General features: G+C 57.1%; 16 protein-coding genes and 4 pseudogenes. 16 read left to right on the top strand and 4 right to left on the bottom strand.

Features of this window, described 5'->3' with window-relative positions:
* Nucleotides 1–339 precede the first annotated feature (339 nt).
* The 7 genes from PKE98_RS26685 to PKE98_RS26655 all read left to right on the top strand — a co-directional run bounded on the left by PKE98_RS26685 (nucleotide 340) and on the right by PKE98_RS26655 (nucleotide 5,453).
* Nucleotides 340–906 (top strand): hypothetical protein, encoded by a 567-nt coding sequence (locus PKE98_RS26685; RefSeq protein WP_271198523.1) that lies wholly within the window; start codon nucleotides 340–342, stop codon nucleotides 904–906.
* 13 nt (nucleotides 907–919) lie between these two features.
* Nucleotides 920–1,360, top strand: coding sequence for a hypothetical protein (locus PKE98_RS26680; protein WP_271198522.1), 441 nt, complete (start codon nucleotides 920–922; stop codon nucleotides 1,358–1,360).
* A 185-nt stretch (nucleotides 1,361–1,545) separates the two neighbouring features.
* The gene (locus PKE98_RS26675) at nucleotides 1,546–2,469 is read left to right on the top strand and encodes a deaminase (protein ID WP_271198521.1); all 924 of its coding nucleotides are present in this window, start codon (nucleotides 1,546–1,548) and stop codon (nucleotides 2,467–2,469) included.
* 586 nt (nucleotides 2,470–3,055) lie between these two features.
* Nucleotides 3,056–3,892: a DUF932 domain-containing protein gene (locus PKE98_RS26670; RefSeq protein WP_038445853.1), complete on the top strand. Its 837-nt coding sequence runs from the start codon at nucleotides 3,056–3,058 to the stop codon at nucleotides 3,890–3,892.
* Between the two features lie 56 nt (nucleotides 3,893–3,948).
* Nucleotides 3,949–4,377 (top strand): hypothetical protein, encoded by a 429-nt coding sequence (locus PKE98_RS26665; protein ID WP_271198520.1) that lies wholly within the window; start codon nucleotides 3,949–3,951, stop codon nucleotides 4,375–4,377.
* 129 nt (nucleotides 4,378–4,506) lie between these two features.
* On the top strand, nucleotides 4,507–4,809 hold the full coding sequence (locus tag PKE98_RS26660) for a TrfB-related DNA-binding protein (RefSeq protein ID WP_038445850.1): 303 nt from the start codon (nucleotides 4,507–4,509) through the stop codon (nucleotides 4,807–4,809).
* 38 nt (nucleotides 4,810–4,847) lie between these two features.
* Nucleotides 4,848–5,453: a hypothetical protein gene (locus tag PKE98_RS26655; protein WP_271198519.1), complete on the top strand. Its 606-nt coding sequence runs from the start codon at nucleotides 4,848–4,850 to the stop codon at nucleotides 5,451–5,453.
* 538 nt (nucleotides 5,454–5,991) lie between these two features.
* Here PKE98_RS26655 and PKE98_RS26650 read toward each other — a convergent pair.
* Together PKE98_RS26650 and PKE98_RS26645 are read right to left on the bottom strand one after the other, a co-directional pair.
* A complete protein-coding gene (locus PKE98_RS26650; protein ID WP_038445848.1) occupies nucleotides 5,992–6,285 on the bottom strand; it encodes an addiction module antidote protein in 294 nt (97 codons plus the stop codon).
* Entirely contained in the window at nucleotides 6,282–6,584 is a 303-nt protein-coding gene (locus PKE98_RS26645; RefSeq protein ID WP_271198518.1) for a type II toxin-antitoxin system RelE/ParE family toxin, read from the bottom strand. Before PKE98_RS26645 ends, PKE98_RS26650 begins: the two co-directional genes overlap by 4 nt.
* Before the next feature lie 259 nt (nucleotides 6,585–6,843).
* On the opposite strand from PKE98_RS26645, the pseudogene PKE98_RS26640 reads away from it, so the two are divergent.
* Together PKE98_RS26640 and PKE98_RS26635 are read left to right on the top strand one after the other, a co-directional pair.
* A pseudogene (locus PKE98_RS26640) lies at nucleotides 6,844–7,173 on the top strand (transposase); the annotation flags it as partial.
* A gap of 77 nt (nucleotides 7,174–7,250) precedes the next feature.
* On the top strand, nucleotides 7,251–8,426 hold the full coding sequence (locus PKE98_RS26635) for a zinc-dependent alcohol dehydrogenase (protein WP_271198517.1): 1,176 nt from the start codon (nucleotides 7,251–7,253) through the stop codon (nucleotides 8,424–8,426).
* Nucleotides 8,427–8,496: 70 nt separating this feature from the next.
* Here the strand turns inward: PKE98_RS26635 and PKE98_RS26630 are convergent.
* Nucleotides 8,497–9,102, bottom strand: a pseudogene (locus tag PKE98_RS26630) (OprD family outer membrane porin); the annotation flags it as partial.
* A 638-nt stretch (nucleotides 9,103–9,740) separates the two neighbouring features.
* On the opposite strand from PKE98_RS26630, the pseudogene PKE98_RS27295 reads away from it, so the two are divergent.
* The 4 genes and pseudogenes from PKE98_RS27295 to PKE98_RS26615 form a co-directional block, all read left to right on the top strand.
* Nucleotides 9,741–10,250 (top strand): annotated as a pseudogene (locus tag PKE98_RS27295) (MCP four helix bundle domain-containing protein); the annotation flags it as partial.
* A 72-nt stretch (nucleotides 10,251–10,322) separates the two neighbouring features.
* Nucleotides 10,323–11,378 carry a methyl-accepting chemotaxis protein gene (locus tag PKE98_RS27290; protein ID WP_373877923.1) on the top strand — a complete coding sequence of 352 codons (1,056 nt, stop codon included), beginning with the start codon at nucleotides 10,323–10,325 and terminating at the stop codon, nucleotides 11,376–11,378.
* A gap of 321 nt (nucleotides 11,379–11,699) precedes the next feature.
* The gene (gene copC, locus PKE98_RS26620) at nucleotides 11,700–12,086 is read left to right on the top strand and encodes a copper homeostasis periplasmic binding protein CopC (protein WP_271198514.1); all 387 of its coding nucleotides are present in this window, start codon (nucleotides 11,700–11,702) and stop codon (nucleotides 12,084–12,086) included.
* Nucleotides 12,087–12,090: 4 nt separating this feature from the next.
* Nucleotides 12,091–12,303, top strand: coding sequence for a hypothetical protein (locus tag PKE98_RS26615; protein WP_271198512.1), 213 nt, complete (start codon nucleotides 12,091–12,093; stop codon nucleotides 12,301–12,303).
* Here PKE98_RS26615 and PKE98_RS26610 read toward each other — a convergent pair.
* Nucleotides 12,249–12,590 (bottom strand): annotated as a pseudogene (locus tag PKE98_RS26610) (IS5 family transposase); the annotation flags it as partial. The gene PKE98_RS26615 and the pseudogene PKE98_RS26610 sit on opposite strands and share 55 nt — an antisense overlap.
* A gap of 71 nt (nucleotides 12,591–12,661) precedes the next feature.
* Between PKE98_RS26610 and PKE98_RS26605 the strand changes: the two are divergent.
* The 3 genes from PKE98_RS26605 (at nucleotide 12,662) to PKE98_RS26595 (ending at nucleotide 14,172) form a co-directional block, all read left to right on the top strand.
* Nucleotides 12,662–13,021: a hypothetical protein gene (locus tag PKE98_RS26605; protein ID WP_271198511.1), complete on the top strand. Its 360-nt coding sequence runs from the start codon at nucleotides 12,662–12,664 to the stop codon at nucleotides 13,019–13,021.
* Nucleotides 13,022–13,487: 466 nt separating this feature from the next.
* Nucleotides 13,488–13,940 carry a hypothetical protein gene (locus tag PKE98_RS26600; RefSeq protein ID WP_271198510.1) on the top strand — a complete coding sequence of 151 codons (453 nt, stop codon included), beginning with the start codon at nucleotides 13,488–13,490 and terminating at the stop codon, nucleotides 13,938–13,940.
* A gap of 46 nt (nucleotides 13,941–13,986) precedes the next feature.
* Nucleotides 13,987–14,172, top strand: a complete 186-nt coding sequence (locus PKE98_RS26595) for a hypothetical protein (RefSeq protein ID WP_271198509.1) — start codon at nucleotides 13,987–13,989, stop codon at nucleotides 14,170–14,172.
* Nucleotides 14,173–14,388: the final 216 nt, after the last annotated feature.

Here is a 14,388-nt window from a genome sequence, read left to right as displayed (position 1 = left end):
TTCGCCATTTTCTTTCATCCATTGAAAAAACAATGAATTGGTTACAAGAACTCGCGAAGCTTAGCGTACGATTTTTTCCGAATTCTCTATCGTCCCCATCCATGCTCGTTGGAAAGCAAACTTTGCTCGATAACAAGCAGGCATGACCTACCCCTAGGTCACAGCATGACCTACCCCTAGACCATCCGTGCTCGATAACGAGCAAATATGATCTACCCATGTATTTAGAGGTGGGATATGATGCGGCTTATCCAGCAAATTTGCTCGATAACGAGCAGGTATGACCTACCCCTAGGTCACGCTATGACCTACCCCCCCTTTAGCTATGAGTGAGGCCGGATGAAAGACGAAGACAAAGAGGTGCGCAACTTACATCAGCCAGCCCCTAGAGGGACATGGGTGCAGACAGAGCGCGCAGCTCATGAAGCGCTGGCCGTCCTGATTGCCGAAGCCCCTCGGGCCGCTCAGCTGCTGCATGTGCTCATTGCAAACATGGACAAGAGCAACGCACTAATAGCCAGTCATGCAACGCTTGCACAGCTATCGGGAGTTTCGACCACCACTACTAAACGCGCTCTGCGTGTCTTGACCAAACAGGCATGGATACAAACTATCCAGCTTGGCGGCGACCGTGGGGGTGCCTTGGCCTATGTCGTGAACAGCCGGATAGCTTGGGCTGATAGTCGCGATAATCTCAAATACGCCCGATTCAATGCCCGCGTATTGGTTTCTTCTGCTGATCAAGCTGACTTGGGTACCGGCGATCTGCGCGGCATTCCATCAGCGGAGAAGGGTGATATCCAAATGCCTCACGGCGATGGATTGCCGCCACCAAATCAGGAGATTTTTGACGAATTGCTTCCAAACCTGCCTGCAATTCAACTGAACAGCAACGAACCCCAGTAACGAGGATTTCCAAATGACTGGAGAGACAAGATCAATCCCCGGATTCGATAGTGAACGCACGAACGTTGATGTTTACTTGGCTAAACACCGGCCACAGAATCAATCGACAGTTGGTAATGGTTACCCCTTTAATCCGACGCTACGCGTGCATTTTTCAAACACTGCCAACGAGTACCGCGAGCCACTGGAAACGCAAGATTGGTGGGGCTTGCCTTACATCGAAACGTATTCATGGGAAGAGAGCGAGGAACACGACCGCAGTGTTCAATCCCATCACCGTTCAGAGGGTAACGAATTCGTAATCAGTGACGATGAATTGAACGCGAAGCTGGCCAAAAGCAAGGTCCATTTTTACAAGTTATATCCGGAAGGGAAGCTGTACAACGTCCATTGCTTGGACGGCGGCGCTTGGGATCGGCCAACCGACTGGAGGCACGTTTCCTACGCTGGATGAAGCACTTGAGTGCTGTGACCTCGGGCCAGTGTATAGGCGTCAGAAAGGGATATGAGAGAGAGGAGGGGTGAAACCCGCGCCCGGCAAGGCTAACGGGTTTCTTTGGCTCTGCGAAGGAGCGCAAGCCCGTAGTATATCAATTCTCGGTATGACAGCAACGGGCTGTCGTCGCCCTAGGGGTCGCCATGCAAGACAATGAAAAAAACACAGCGGACCAGTCAGAGTTTATGCAGCTTGCGATTGAACTAGCGTCTAAGTGTGTAAGCGAATCAGGGAAAGTATCTCCCAAGGTTGGAGCAGTCGTCGTTAAGGACGGTGTGATTTTGGCTGCTGCATATCGGGGTGAACTCAAAACCGGTGAACATGCGGAGTACACCCTTCTTGAGCGGAAATTAAAGGGCGTTGACCTTGAAGGCGCGACGATTTACTCCACGCTAGAGCCATGCACACATCGTAACCACCCGAAAATATCGTGCACAGACAGAGTGATTGATAGGAAGCTGAAACGTGTGGTCATTGGGACTCTAGATCCAAACCAAACAATTCGAGGTCTTGGCGAGCTCCGTTTACAAGACGCAGGAGTTGAAATTACTCGCTTTGAGCCTGAATTAGTTCTTCAGATTCGCGAGCTGAATCGGGAATTCGCAGCTTTACATCCTGTGAGGGGCATCCAACGCGATGCCGCTCAAGTGATTGAGCCGCTTAGACCTGGAGAGGTAGGGCCGAACGGTCATACCATTGGTTTCAACGATGAGGGTGACAAAGTCGAGTGGATCCCGTCAGAGGACGATGAGAGCGACGAGCCGTGGCCTATGATCCTGCGTCGCAGTGATGCTTCCATTCTTCGTGAATACAATGATCTGTGGGATAAAGTTTGGTGGAATCGACACCAGAATTGGTTGTATAGATTGGCGGATGGTCAAGAAACTCTCAGACCTGGCCAAGAAGAGATTCTTGCAACAGCTAAGAAAGCAGCCTTGAGAATCGAAACCAAATTTGGCAGAAATAATCTCGGTTGGGATGATTTTGAGTGGGGATTATTGAGCGGGAGGATGTCAGCGTTGAGTTGGGTACTCGGTTCTGAATGGGAAGAATCACTAGACACTTGAGTAGCACTGGCTGTTCTTCTCCGGTCGCAAGCGACCTGCGCACCGTCCTGCAGGACGGTTTGCCCGCCCATCCGCGAGTTACCAGGTGGCCCGCCGTCATCGTTTGGTCGCGCACGCCCCGATGTTCTATCCGCCGCCGTGCCTTGCCTGCAAGGTGCTTTCGCGGCATATCCTCGGGCGGTGAAACTGCCCTGCGGTATTCCACGTCACCTTGCACGCGGCCCGTCTCTGGATAGAACGGGCTTACCGCGACCAACCGAAGCCGACGAGCAGATCCACCACCGGCAGCGCGCTCCAGGGCGAAGGGTTTTGAGGCTCGCTGCGCGAGCGCTGTCAAAAGCGTTTATTTCCCGCTCTAACGCTCAGCACTCGGAGCAGATCAGCACAGACTCGGTGTCAAGGAAAAAGCGGAATTCTCGCGTGCGAGAAAGCATTATTAATTAGCCATTTAGACAAATTAGATTTTACAAAAGGTTGACGACTTCGGCGGGATTTGAGATACTAACCACGTCGAAGCAATACCGCTAAGACACCCCGAAACAGGCGGCGGCAACCGCCTCGGGGAAATCTGCGAAGGAGTTTCAAAATGCGTCTATCCAGCAATTTCCGTAACCCGCAAATGATCCGCAGCGACGTACCTCTGACTAACGACGAAATCGCCCGCGTTGCGCCGTCGATCTTCGCTAACGAAGCCCACCAAAGCCGCTCCGATCGTTATCTGTACATCCCTACCGTTGACGTGCTGGAAAGCCTGCGCCGCGAAGGTTTCCTGCCTTTCATGGCTTGCCAAACCCGCGTACGCAATGAAGAAAAGCGCGACCACACAAAGCACATGATTCGCCTGCGCCATGCTGACCAGATCATGAGCAAAGAGGCTAACGAAATCATTCTGCTGAACAGCCATGATGGCACTAGCAGTTATCAAATGATGGCCGGTTGCTTTCGCTTTGTGTGCGCCAATGGTCTTGTCCTGGGCGATGCGACCATGGATCAGAAAGTGCGCCACATGGGCAGCGCTGACATCGTAGGCGAAGTCATCGAAGGCGCTTATGAAGTGCTGAACCAGTTTGACGCCATCGAAGAACAGCGCGACATCATGAAGCAAACGAAGCTGCGCGAGTTCGAGCAACTGGCCTTAGCTCAAGGCGCGCTTGCCTATCGCTACGATGTACGCGAAGGCCCCGCCCCGGTCACAGCCAGCCAACTGCTTTCAGCTCGCCGTTCCGAGGATCGTTCCGACGACCTCTGGACGACCTTCAACCGCATTCAGGAAAACACCATCCGAGGCGGATTGCGTGGCCGTAACAAACAAGGCCGCCGCACCACTACCCGTCAAGTGAACGGCATTGATCAGGACGTGAAACTCAATCGCGCCCTGTGGGCCATGGCCGAGGCGCTGCGCGCTGGCCAGCAAGCAGCGTAACCACCAACACCGGGCGCTTATAGCGCCCGGAACCTGTTGCGGTAGGAGATTCAGCCATGTCTAAAGTTTTCTATGTACCCGGCCAAACCTCGATCATTGACTACGCCCGGGAAATTGCCCCCGGCAAATGGGCCACCCGCTGCCGGTTGCTGATGCTGCCTGAACTACAGATCAGCCACCCCGGCGCGGTACTTGGCAACGAGGAAGCATTTTTGCTCGATCAAGAGGCCACCCACGGAACCCGGCCAACTAAAACAACCGCTGCCCGATACGATTACGCATTCAGTCACCTTGCGGTGTCCGACTTCGCAGCCGACGAGCAGTGTGATTCATTCAAACTTGAGTGCTGCGAAGTCGGGAACGTGACCCGTATTTTTGCGCACTGGGACGGTCGGTATTGGACGTTCCTTGGTTTGGCCAACCTTCCGCACCAGGTCATCGTAGAAAGGCTCTCACAGAGCCGCACAGGCGCTACTACGATTTGATCATGCCGGGAGTGGGGCAATGCCCAATAATCAAGTGAATAACCCCCGTTCTGAAACGTACGAGTGGGACGACATCAAGAAAGGAAAGCGACTACAAGACGCGCACCCACCCCATCTAGGAGAGCTTGAATGCAGCAACCAAAATACACCGCCGAACAGTGGGACGAGTTCAAGGACGCCTTTCGCGGCTTGAACATCGGAACCGTCGAGCTGGCCCGTGCGGTTTTGGTCGACGGGGTTCGCCCCTCGGACTTGGCCAAGAAGACTGGCGATTCACGACAGCTCGTTTATGCAGCAGTGAAGCGCGTCCGCGGAATCTTGCAACAACACGACGCGGAGGAACTTGTACCGGTCATGGTCTGGCTCCCGCCCGAGCTGGCAGAGAAGGTGCGCCAGATGGCTGCACCTTATGACCAGCCAAAATCGAAGTAAGATTACTTCCGACTAACTACACATGGGCAGGGCTCGCAATGGAACCGCTGATCAATACCCCGGATCCGGAAATAAACGCTGAGGAAACCTTAGAAGATCTACTTGACGATCTTGAGCGACCACCGGTTGGCATCTGGATGAATCTCAGTTACATCAGCACGCCTGAGCTAAAGCGCCTTAAAGAGTTTTCAAAAAACCTGAGTGCCGCTGTCGATGAAGAGTTGCGCCTACAAGCTGGGATCTTCCCCCAGTCGGGCACAGCCATTTGCCCGGTTTGCTTTGCTGCGTCGAATGAGGCTGATTTAAATCTACTGGAAACACCGGATGATGATGAGTCGATCACCTACATATGGAAATGCCCGGCCTGCCAAGAAACTGCGGATTATAGGAAATGGGGCTTAAGCCAAAACCGTTTGGCCCAACGGGAAATCAGGCTTTGGAACGGTCACGTCAAGCCAGGTGATCTGGTCATTTACGTTCCCTTTCCTGATGCAGATCCGGAACGCCATAGCGTCAGCGGTCCTGCCTACATTCTTGAAGGTCATACGGCGGTTGTTGCTTTGGAAGGGAAATCAGGCTGTGTTGCAGTGCGGTCTTGCAGCCCGTTGAATCACGCATGGCTCACTAAATGGCTGCCCCTTTAATGATCCCTTGGCGTGCTCGGCTGCGCCTCAGCGGCTGTCGTGAACCAAGCCCCGGCCAAGAGCGCGCCGGGTCTTGGCCCTTCGGGCTTCCATCCTCACGCCTTCGCCCGTAAACGGGCTGCGCGCTCCGCTTGCCTCCGGTCGCAAGCGACCTGCGCACCGTCCTGCAGGACGGTTTGCCCACCCATCCGCGAGTTACCAGGTGGCCCGCCGTCATCGTTTGGTCGCGCACGCCCCGATGTTCTATCCGCCGCCGTGCCTTGCCTGCAAGGTGCTTTCGCGGCATATCCTCGGGCGGTGAAACTGCCCTGCGGTATTCCACGTCACCTTGCACGCGGCCCGTCTCTGGATAGAACGGGCTTACCGCGACCAACCGAAGCCGACGAGCAGATCCACCACCGGCAGCGCGCTCCAGGGCGAAGGGTTTTGAGGCTCGCTGCGCGAGCGCTGTCAAAAGCGTTTATTTCCCGCTCTAACGCTCAGCACTCGGAGCAGATCAGAAAGCCAGCGGCGTCAAGCACACCGGCTCAAAACCTGATCAGGAAGGGGCGTGCTGACGGGCTGTCATATCCACACCAACGGCGCGCATCACGGCCAACATGGTTTTCAGCGTGGGGTTCCCTTTCTCGCTGAATGACCGATAAAGCATCTCGCGGGACAGGCCGGATTCCTTGGCAATTTCGGTCATGCCCTTGGCTCTGGCAACTATGCCGAGCGCTTTAGCGATGTGGCCCGCGTCACCAGTTTCAAAGGCGTCAGCCATGAACACGGCAATGGTTTCAGGATCAACCAGCGCCGCCGCTGGGTCGTAGTCATAAAGTGGCTCTTTCATTCATTGTCGCTCCAATCTTTTGCAAGGATTTTGGCCGTCTCAATATCGCGGGATTGCGTGGCCTTATCGCCTCCGCACAGCAAAATTACCAGCTCATCGTCGCGGTGCTGAAAATACACCCGATACCCCGGCCCATAGTGAATACGCAACTCGCTAACGCCTTGACCAACTGGGGAAACATCCCCCATCAGTCCGTTTGCTACCCGGATGATCCGAGCGGCAATCGCGGCCTTTGCGGTCCGGTCTTTGAGCTTGCTTTCCCAAGTGCGAAACGTCGCGGTTTGTTTGATCGTTTTCATAGGTGCATTGTAGCGTATAAATCACACCATGGCAAAGACTATTTGTATAATTGGATTTTACAAATAGTTGACACTCGGCTAGGCAAATGAGACACTAACCCCGTCGAAGCAATCAGCCTCGACACTGGGCAAAGCGGCGGCAACCGCTCCAGTAAATCTGCGAAGGAGATACACCATGTCTAGGGTCCAAACCCAATCAGAAGCTTGATTCTGCAACGGCGTGCTGATTCAGGAGTCTCCAGTTGAGGAGGGTCTGGGCATGGCGGGATCGTTGTTTTGGTTGTCGGATGCGGCGTGGGCGGCGATCGAGCCGCACTTGCCGAAGAACCAGCCGGGGGCCCGGCGGGTCGATGACCGACGGGTGATATCGGGTATCGTGCACATCCTGAAGTGCGGCGGTCGCTGAGCCGACTGCCCGAGCGAGTATGATCCCTCGACGACCATCTACAATCGCTGGAACCGCTGGAGCCGACGCGGCGTGAACTGTATCCTGGCGGCCTTGACCGAGGAAGGGTGGAGCGCCTAGACTGGCCAGATCGACAGCAGCTATGTGAAAGCGCACCGGTGCTCCGGCGGCGCAAAAAGGGGGGACCCGATCACGCGCAAGCGCGTTAAGGTCTTCGGAATGGTCCGCCGGTTGGACCGGTTTTCTGAATGGAGAGAATTATGCGCGCACTGTGTTGGCACGGTAAGGGTGACGTTCGCGTCGACACCGTCGCGGATCCCGAGATCAAGCACCCCCGTGATGCCATCATCAAGGTCACGGCATGCGCCATTTGCGGGTCCGACCTTCACCTGCTCGATGGTTACCAGCCTACGATGAAGGCAGGTGATATCCTCGGCCACGAGAATATGGGGGAGGTCGTGGCGCTCGGTTCCGAAGTGACGAACCTGAAGATCGGCGATCGTGTCGTCGTACCCTTCACGATCAGCTGCGGCGATTGCTGGTTCTGTAAGAAAGGCTTGTTTGCAGCTTGCGACCGGACGAATCCGAACGCCGAGATGGCAGCAAAGGCCATGGGCCATTCGCCCGCAGGGTTGTTCGGCTTCAGCCACATGATGGGCGGCTACTGCGGCGGTCAGGCGGAATATCTGCGCGTGCCGATGGCCGACTTCGGTCCGATCAAAATCCCCGACAACATTACGGATGAGCAGGCGCTGTTTCTATCCGACATATTTCCGACCGGCTACATGGCCGCCGAGAACGCACAGATCGAGCCCGGCGACACCGTCGCGATCTGGGGTTGCGGCCCAGTCGGTCAGTTCGCCATCCGATCGGCCCTGATGATGGGCGCGGGCCGGGTGATCGCGATCGACGAGGTGCCCGAGCGGCTCGCCATGGCCGAGGCGGGCGGCGCCGAGACGATCAACTTCGCCGAGACCGATGTCTATGACGAATTGCAGGCGCGGACCAAGGGACGTGGCCCGGACAGCTGCATCGATGCGGTCGGCTGCGAGGCGGCAGGTCACGGCGCGGCCGACGCGGTGATGGACAAGGTCAAGGCGAGCTTGATGCTCGCCACTGATCGGGTGCATGTGCTGCGCCAAGCCATCATGAATTGTCGCAAGGGAGGCACGGTGTCCGTCCCTGGCGTATATGTCGGCGTGGCCGACAAGCTCCCACTCGGGGCGGCAATGAACAAGGGACTGACGATCAAACTCGGTCAGACCCACGTCCAGCGCTACACCAAGCCGTTGCTGGAGAAGATCGTAGCCGGTGCAATCGATCCCAGTTTCGTGATTACCCACCCGGCAAGCCTCGAGGACGCGCCGGAAATGTACGCCAAGTTTCGGGACAAGGAAGAAGGCGTCATTAAGGTGGTTATGCGCCCGCACGGCTGACGTGCGGATCTGATCTGCCCCCGCCGAGCGGACCGAGCGGTTTGTTAGTACAATAAGCTCGTCGCCGTCATGTCCGGACGGCGTACGACGCCCAGATGCCATGATCGTTGTTGGTGGTCACCGGGCCGTTGCTGCCGGTGAAGTGGCCGCCGTCCAGTTCCAGATTGGCGATGTCGCTACTGAGCAGGTTGAAGCCGGTCGCCGTTTGCGGAAATAAACGGGAACCGCCCGCCGCGAACACCGGCGCCTCTGGCTGCAGGTTGCCGTAGCGCAGTTCGGTTTTCGATATCCGCATTTTCAGCGCGCCGCCTGCCGTGCCGTATTCATCCTGCGGATCGCCATGACTGTCCACCGGCAGGTTGCCGGTGCCGGTGGTGCCGCCACCGCCATCGAGCTTCAGGCCCCAATAACCGTAGGCGTCTACGCCGAAACCCACCGTGCCCTGAGTGAAACCGGAGCTGAAGTTGCCGAGCACGCCCTGGGTCCAGTCCTTGCTATCGTCCTTGCCGTTCTTGTTGTCGCGGTTGAAATAATAATTCTTCAGGTGAACGTTCAGGCTGCTGTCGTCAACGAAGCCCTTGGCCTGCGATTGATCACCGACAACCCCTGCCGTTGCCATTTGACTGACACCCAGCGAGACCGCCAGCGTCATCAGGTTCCATTTCACGAAAGTCATTGTTATCCCCTGTCTCGATTAAGGCCCAGCGCGCCCGTTGGATGCAGGTCACTGTTTCAAGTTCACAGAAAGCTCCAAAGCCTGGCGGGGCGTTTGGCAGATCAAGGCTGCAATGGACGGCCAAAGCGCGGGACGCTGCCTTTTTTAGTGTTCCAGGCGCAAGCGCGGGTTATTTATTTCCTCACGTTAAAACAAACCTGCATCCGCTCAACAGCGGCGGCAGTCTTTTAGCACCGTATGGTCGGCAGTCATCCAAACCGGGCGTGATAGTCACTATCGATCTTCGTAATAATTGAAAACTTTCAGCCAGTGTTACCGTCGTCGGCGATGAAGAACACGACTCGACTGCCTGACGACTCCGCAGCGTCAGGGAGTAGGATCATGCTCCGCTTCATCATTCCTTTGGTAAGACTTTTAGCCACCCCACGTCAGTGCGGTGGTTTTTTTTATGCTTTTTTAAGTCCCGTCGTCCATGCCGCTGCAGACAGATAACGCGCTCGAAAATTCCACTCACCAGTGCGAACGGTCGCTATGGCGGCGATAGGCAAATACCCCAGCAAACGAGACTGAACTTTGATATAAGAAACTCCTCATAGTAGCGTTCTAATATCACGCAACTTCCTTCTCAGGTATCCGCCATGTTCAAAGATCTTTCGATAGCCAAGCGTCTGGGCCTGGGCTTCGGGCTCGTCCTCGCGCTCATGATCCTGCTTACGCTGGTGGGGGTGAACCGGGTCAGGTTGATTGAATCCACCCTCACAGACGTGAGCGAGGACGCCACCATCAAGCAGCGTTACGCCATCAATTTCCGGGGCAGTGTGCACGACCGTGCCATTGCTCTGCGTGATGCGGTGCTGGTGCGCAACGACGCAGGTCTGTCCACGCACTTGCGCGACATCGAGCGTCTTGACGGCCTCTACCAGGCATCAGCGGCGCCCATGGACCGGATCTTCCAGAGCAAGGGCGCCTCACCTCGCGAACAAGAATTGCTGGCGAACGTGAAGTCGGCCGAGCGCACCGCCCTGGCAAGCACCGAAAAACTGCTCAAACTGCGCCAGCAGGGCGATATCGACCAGGCCCAGACGTTGTTGATGGAGCAGGTGTCCGGCGCTTACAAGGACTGGCTCAACCGCATCAATGCGCTCATTGATCTCGAAGAAGCCTCTATTGGCGGCCGGATCAGCACGGTGCGGGTCACCGCTGCGCAGTTCGCCTCGCTGATGCTGCTGGCCACCGGTATTGCGGTCGTGTTGGGTATCCTGGCCTCACTGCTGATCATCCGCAGCATCAAATCGACGCTCGGCGCCGAGCCCCACCAGGTCGCGACCTCGATCCGCCGTCTGGCTGAGGGCGAGCTGACGCACACCATCGAAACGGCCTACCCCGACAGCGTGATGGGTGCGCTGAAGGCCACCAACCTGCACTTGTCGGCCACCATCACCGACGTGCGCTCGGCAGCGGTCGCCTTGACCCAGTCATCCGCGCAGTTACTGGCCAGCTCCGACAGCAACAGCGAGCAAATGCGCTTGCAGGCGGCCGAGACGCAACAGATGGCCACCGCGATCAACCAGATGGCCAGCACCGTTAAGGAAGTTGCGGGCTATGCCAGCCAGGCCGCCAACGCCACACAGACGGCCGATGAGGAAGTCGAGAATGGCAAGCGCATGGTCGAGGGCACGGCCCAGGCCATGGACCTGCTGGCACGCAAGCTGGAAAGCGCCGCCGATTCCGTGAGCCAGGTTTCCAGCGACAGCCGGGCGATTGAAAATGTTGTGGCGGTGATCAACTCGATCGCTGAACGCACCAATCTCCTGGCGCTCAACGCGGCCATTGAAGCGGCACGCGCCGGTGAAGCAGGCCGCGGTTTTGCCGTGGTGGCCGACGAGGTGCGCTCGCTCGCCAACCGTACCCAGGAATCGACCCAGGAGATTCGCGAGATGGTCGGCCAGCTGCAGACTGGCGCGGTGAAGACCGCCGATTTGATGCGCGAAAGCCGCGAGATGGCCCAGCGTACCGTCGAGCAGACGCACGAGGCGCAGACGGCACTGGTGAAGATCCGCCATGAGGTCGGTGCACTGAACGACATGAACGCGCAGATCGCCAGTGCCGCCGCGCAGCAACGGGCGGTGGCCGACGACGTCAGCGTCAACATCAATCGCATCCACGATTCGGCGCTGGAAACCGCAGTCGGCTCCAACCAGGTCGCGCGCTCCAGCCGCGAGCTGTCGACCCTGGCCGACGTGCTCACCGAGCGTGTCAGCTTCTTCAAGGTCTGACTCAAGAGGCCCGGCTCCGTGCCGGGTTACCCCACAGGGGCCCAACCGGATTGCCACGTAAGGTTGCCAAACCAGCCTGCCACGCGCGTCTTCCTGCCTCTCTCCCAAGCCTGCGTCGCCGGCGGCGCAGCCTTGAAATTCTCTGCCCTGCGGCGGTTTCAAGCCCCGACCCGCTCCGTACGCCCGCGCCGCATCCGGCACATTCGCTGGAGTCCATCAGCACTTTCTGCTCTAGTAGCGATCCATTATCGCGAGTCGGCCGTCGCTGACTCCGTCATCCATCCGCTGCAAATCGCTGCCGCCAAACCAAAGGTCCCGCTGATGTCTGCCCAACGTTTCAAGCACGCCCTCTCCTGCCTCTCCCTGCTGGCCTGTCTGACTTCCACCGCTGCCTTCGCCCACGCCCACCTTGATAGCCAGCAACCGGCTGCCGACAGCGAAGTCAGCGCGCCCAAGGAGCTGCGCCTGACGTTTTCCGAAGGCGTCGAGGACAAATTCACCAAGGTCGTGATCAGCCTGGACGCGGCCGACGCGCCGACAGAAATCATCCAGACACGCAACGTGGAAACCGACCCTGCGGACAAAAAAATCCTCATCGTGACCCCCGCCGTACCGATGGTGCCGGGCAAGTACAAAGTGGAATGGCATGCCGTGTCGGTGGACACTCACAAGAGCGAGGGCACGTACCGTTTTCAGGTGACGCCGTAACGCCATGCACGAAGGATTGATCCTGTGCCGCTTCATCCACTTCGGCGCAGTGATGGTGCTGTTCGGGATGGCGCTGTTCCGCAGCCGGCTGTTCGCTCCCTGGCTGCGGGCATTTGAGGCCGGTCCGGCCGGCCCTCGCCTGGAGCGCCAGACCGGCGTGCCCTGCGTCCGGGCCCCCCCTTTTCCGCCGAAGGCCGAGCGTTGCGCCTTGACGTAGGTCGAGTCGATCGAGGTGCTGCGAGTGACCGCGCCCGCATCGGCCAGCGCCTCCAGCAGCTTCAACCAGAACCGTTTGTGGGACCAGCGATTGAACCGGTTGTAGACGGTCGTGGACGGGCCGTATTCGGCGGGGCAATCCTGCCAACGACAGCCGATCTTCAACACATGAATGATGCCCGAGATCACCCGGCGATCATCGACCCGCCGAGCGCCTGCCTGGTTCCTCGGCAGATGCGGCTCGACTGCCGCCCATTGATCATCTGACAGCCAAAACAGCTTGCTCATCACCGGCTCCAACGCGATCAAGACGCATCGGAATCATGATTTGCCGTCAGGCTTCAAGTGGGTGATTGGGTTTGGAGCCTAATGCAGCTCAGATCACCAGCGTTGAAAACTTCCTTTCCCATCATGACCTTTTCGCCTTTTGGAACGGTCGCCCTAACGGTGATGCTCCAGCATCCGACTACGATCCCGCAGCAGTCATCGACGCAAACCAGAAGGAGGCTAGCCGTTGCTGTGGCTGTTACTTTGAGTTGTACGAGGCCATCTTGCTTCGCGGCCTTCGCAATGAACTGGATAAGCTCGAAGGCGCTGACAAACTCGCGTTTCAGCAAGCGCTGTGGGTTCGCCGGATCAAGATCGATGATGAGACAATCGCAGAGGCTGAGCAGGCTGAATGTGAATGCATGGACGAAGTAAGAAGGGATCAGGAGTAAACGGTAAGGCCCCGCTAAAGCGGGGCTTTACGCTAAGGGATGTTCTAAATTTGGTTTCTCGCATGCGAGAAAGTAGGGGAATGGAGTAGGCATTATGTCGTTGAAGATCATCTGGTTTGCTATCCCAATTATCACAGTGCTAATAGGGCTGCTTGTAAGTCTGGACGGCAAACGCCTCACCAGGCACATACAGGTTGCCCAGGACTTATCGCTGAAGGGGTAGCAGAACCCGAAGCCATGCAACATTCAGGATGCAATCACTGGGATCGTCCCTTCATGGTCAGGATATGGAAAGCCTACCCAAAGTTGCCTAATGGATATTAGTATACTGTAAAATTAGATTTTACAAACAGTTGACGGTAAAGACGTGGTTTGAGATAATAACCACGTCGAAGCAATACTGCCTCGACACCCCGGAATACGCGGCGGCAACCGCTCCGGGGCCATCTGCGACAGAGGCAACATCATGACTACTACCACCGAGCACGTGTTCTACCAGCCGGGCCAACACTGGGTCTGGGCCTACGCCGAAAAATCCGCCTCGGGCGAATGGGTTGACCAATGCGGGGCCAACCTTGAAAAGCTCGCCGGCCGTTATCCGGGCATGGAAATCATCACCAGTGATGAAGCTGTCGCCAAGATCGAAGCGCTCAGCAAAGAGGCACCCATCCTGATCGATGCAGAAGCCTACGACGATGCGCTCAACATGCTCCCGCCCATGGGCTGGGTTCATGACTGCGACGCTTCATCATTCAAAATGAGCGAGCGCACAAATGGGCGAGTCACCCGGATCTATGTTCGACTCGGTCGCCACTATTTCCGTTTCTCGGCTGAATACACCATGTCGCACGCCGATGCTGTTGCCATCGTTCGCGCAGCTGCGCCGAAACTTCTCGCGGCGCAAGTAGCGACCGCCTAACCAGACCGGGAGCGGCTCGCCGCTCCCACCTGCAAAGGCCATGAACATGACCCGCAAAGATGCAATTGCACTAATCAAGGTCGCCGGATACCACGGCGACACCAAGACCTCCTTGCGGATCTACACCGAAAATCGCGTCAGTTACGCGGCCTACTCCGAGGCATATGCCCGGGGTGGCCAGCTCAAGCAAGAAGGCATGGCCTGCACTTGTTTCGAATGTAACCCGCGATAAACCCAATAACCCCGGCATCAGCGGCGGCAACCGCGCCGGGGTTCTGCGAAGGAAATACATCATGAGCGTAACCATCGTCAGCGACACCCACATCACCGCCCTAGTCGCATTCGCATTAGGGGGACGATAGAGAATTCGGAAAAAATCGTACGCTAAGCTTCGCGAGTTCTTGTAACCAATTCATTGTTTTTTCAATGGATGAAAGAAAATGGCGAA

It is taken from the genome of Pseudomonas turukhanskensis (assembly GCF_027922365.1).
Lineage (GTDB): Bacteria > Pseudomonadota > Gammaproteobacteria > Pseudomonadales > Pseudomonadaceae > Aquipseudomonas > Aquipseudomonas turukhanskensis.
Note: the sequence above shows the minus strand (reverse complement) of the source record. Positions and strands in the feature narration are given on the sequence as shown.

What these genes read in the sequence shown, in the direction of transcription:
- PKE98_RS26685 (WP_271198523.1), top strand. Translation starts at nt 340, where the DNA reads ATGAAAGACGAAGACAAAGAGGTGCGCAACTTACATCAGCCAGCCCCT.
- PKE98_RS26680 (WP_271198522.1), top strand. Translation starts at nt 920, where the DNA reads ATGACTGGAGAGACAAGATCAATCCCCGGATTCGATAGTGAACGCACG.
- PKE98_RS26675 (WP_271198521.1), top strand. Translation starts at nt 1,546, where the DNA reads ATGCAAGACAATGAAAAAAACACAGCGGACCAGTCAGAGTTTATGCAG.
- PKE98_RS26670 (WP_038445853.1), top strand. Translation starts at nt 3,056, where the DNA reads ATGCGTCTATCCAGCAATTTCCGTAACCCGCAAATGATCCGCAGCGAC.
- PKE98_RS26665 (WP_271198520.1), top strand. Translation starts at nt 3,949, where the DNA reads ATGTCTAAAGTTTTCTATGTACCCGGCCAAACCTCGATCATTGACTAC.
- PKE98_RS26660 (WP_038445850.1), top strand. Translation starts at nt 4,507, where the DNA reads ATGCAGCAACCAAAATACACCGCCGAACAGTGGGACGAGTTCAAGGAC.
- PKE98_RS26655 (WP_271198519.1), top strand. Translation starts at nt 4,848, where the DNA reads ATGGAACCGCTGATCAATACCCCGGATCCGGAAATAAACGCTGAGGAA.
- PKE98_RS26650 (WP_038445848.1), bottom strand. Translation starts at nt 6,285, where the DNA reads ATGAAAGAGCCACTTTATGACTACGACCCAGCGGCGGCGCTGGTTGAT.
- PKE98_RS26645 (WP_271198518.1), bottom strand. Translation starts at nt 6,584, where the DNA reads ATGAAAACGATCAAACAAACCGCGACGTTTCGCACTTGGGAAAGCAAG.
- PKE98_RS26635 (WP_271198517.1), top strand. Translation starts at nt 7,251, where the DNA reads ATGCGCGCACTGTGTTGGCACGGTAAGGGTGACGTTCGCGTCGACACC.
- PKE98_RS27290 (WP_373877923.1), top strand. Translation starts at nt 10,323, where the DNA reads ATGCTGCTGGCCACCGGTATTGCGGTCGTGTTGGGTATCCTGGCCTCA.
- copC (WP_271198514.1), top strand. Translation starts at nt 11,700, where the DNA reads ATGTCTGCCCAACGTTTCAAGCACGCCCTCTCCTGCCTCTCCCTGCTG.
- PKE98_RS26615 (WP_271198512.1), top strand. Translation starts at nt 12,091, where the DNA reads ATGCACGAAGGATTGATCCTGTGCCGCTTCATCCACTTCGGCGCAGTG.
- PKE98_RS26600 (WP_271198510.1), top strand. Translation starts at nt 13,488, where the DNA reads ATGACTACTACCACCGAGCACGTGTTCTACCAGCCGGGCCAACACTGG.
- PKE98_RS26595 (WP_271198509.1), top strand. Translation starts at nt 13,987, where the DNA reads ATGACCCGCAAAGATGCAATTGCACTAATCAAGGTCGCCGGATACCAC.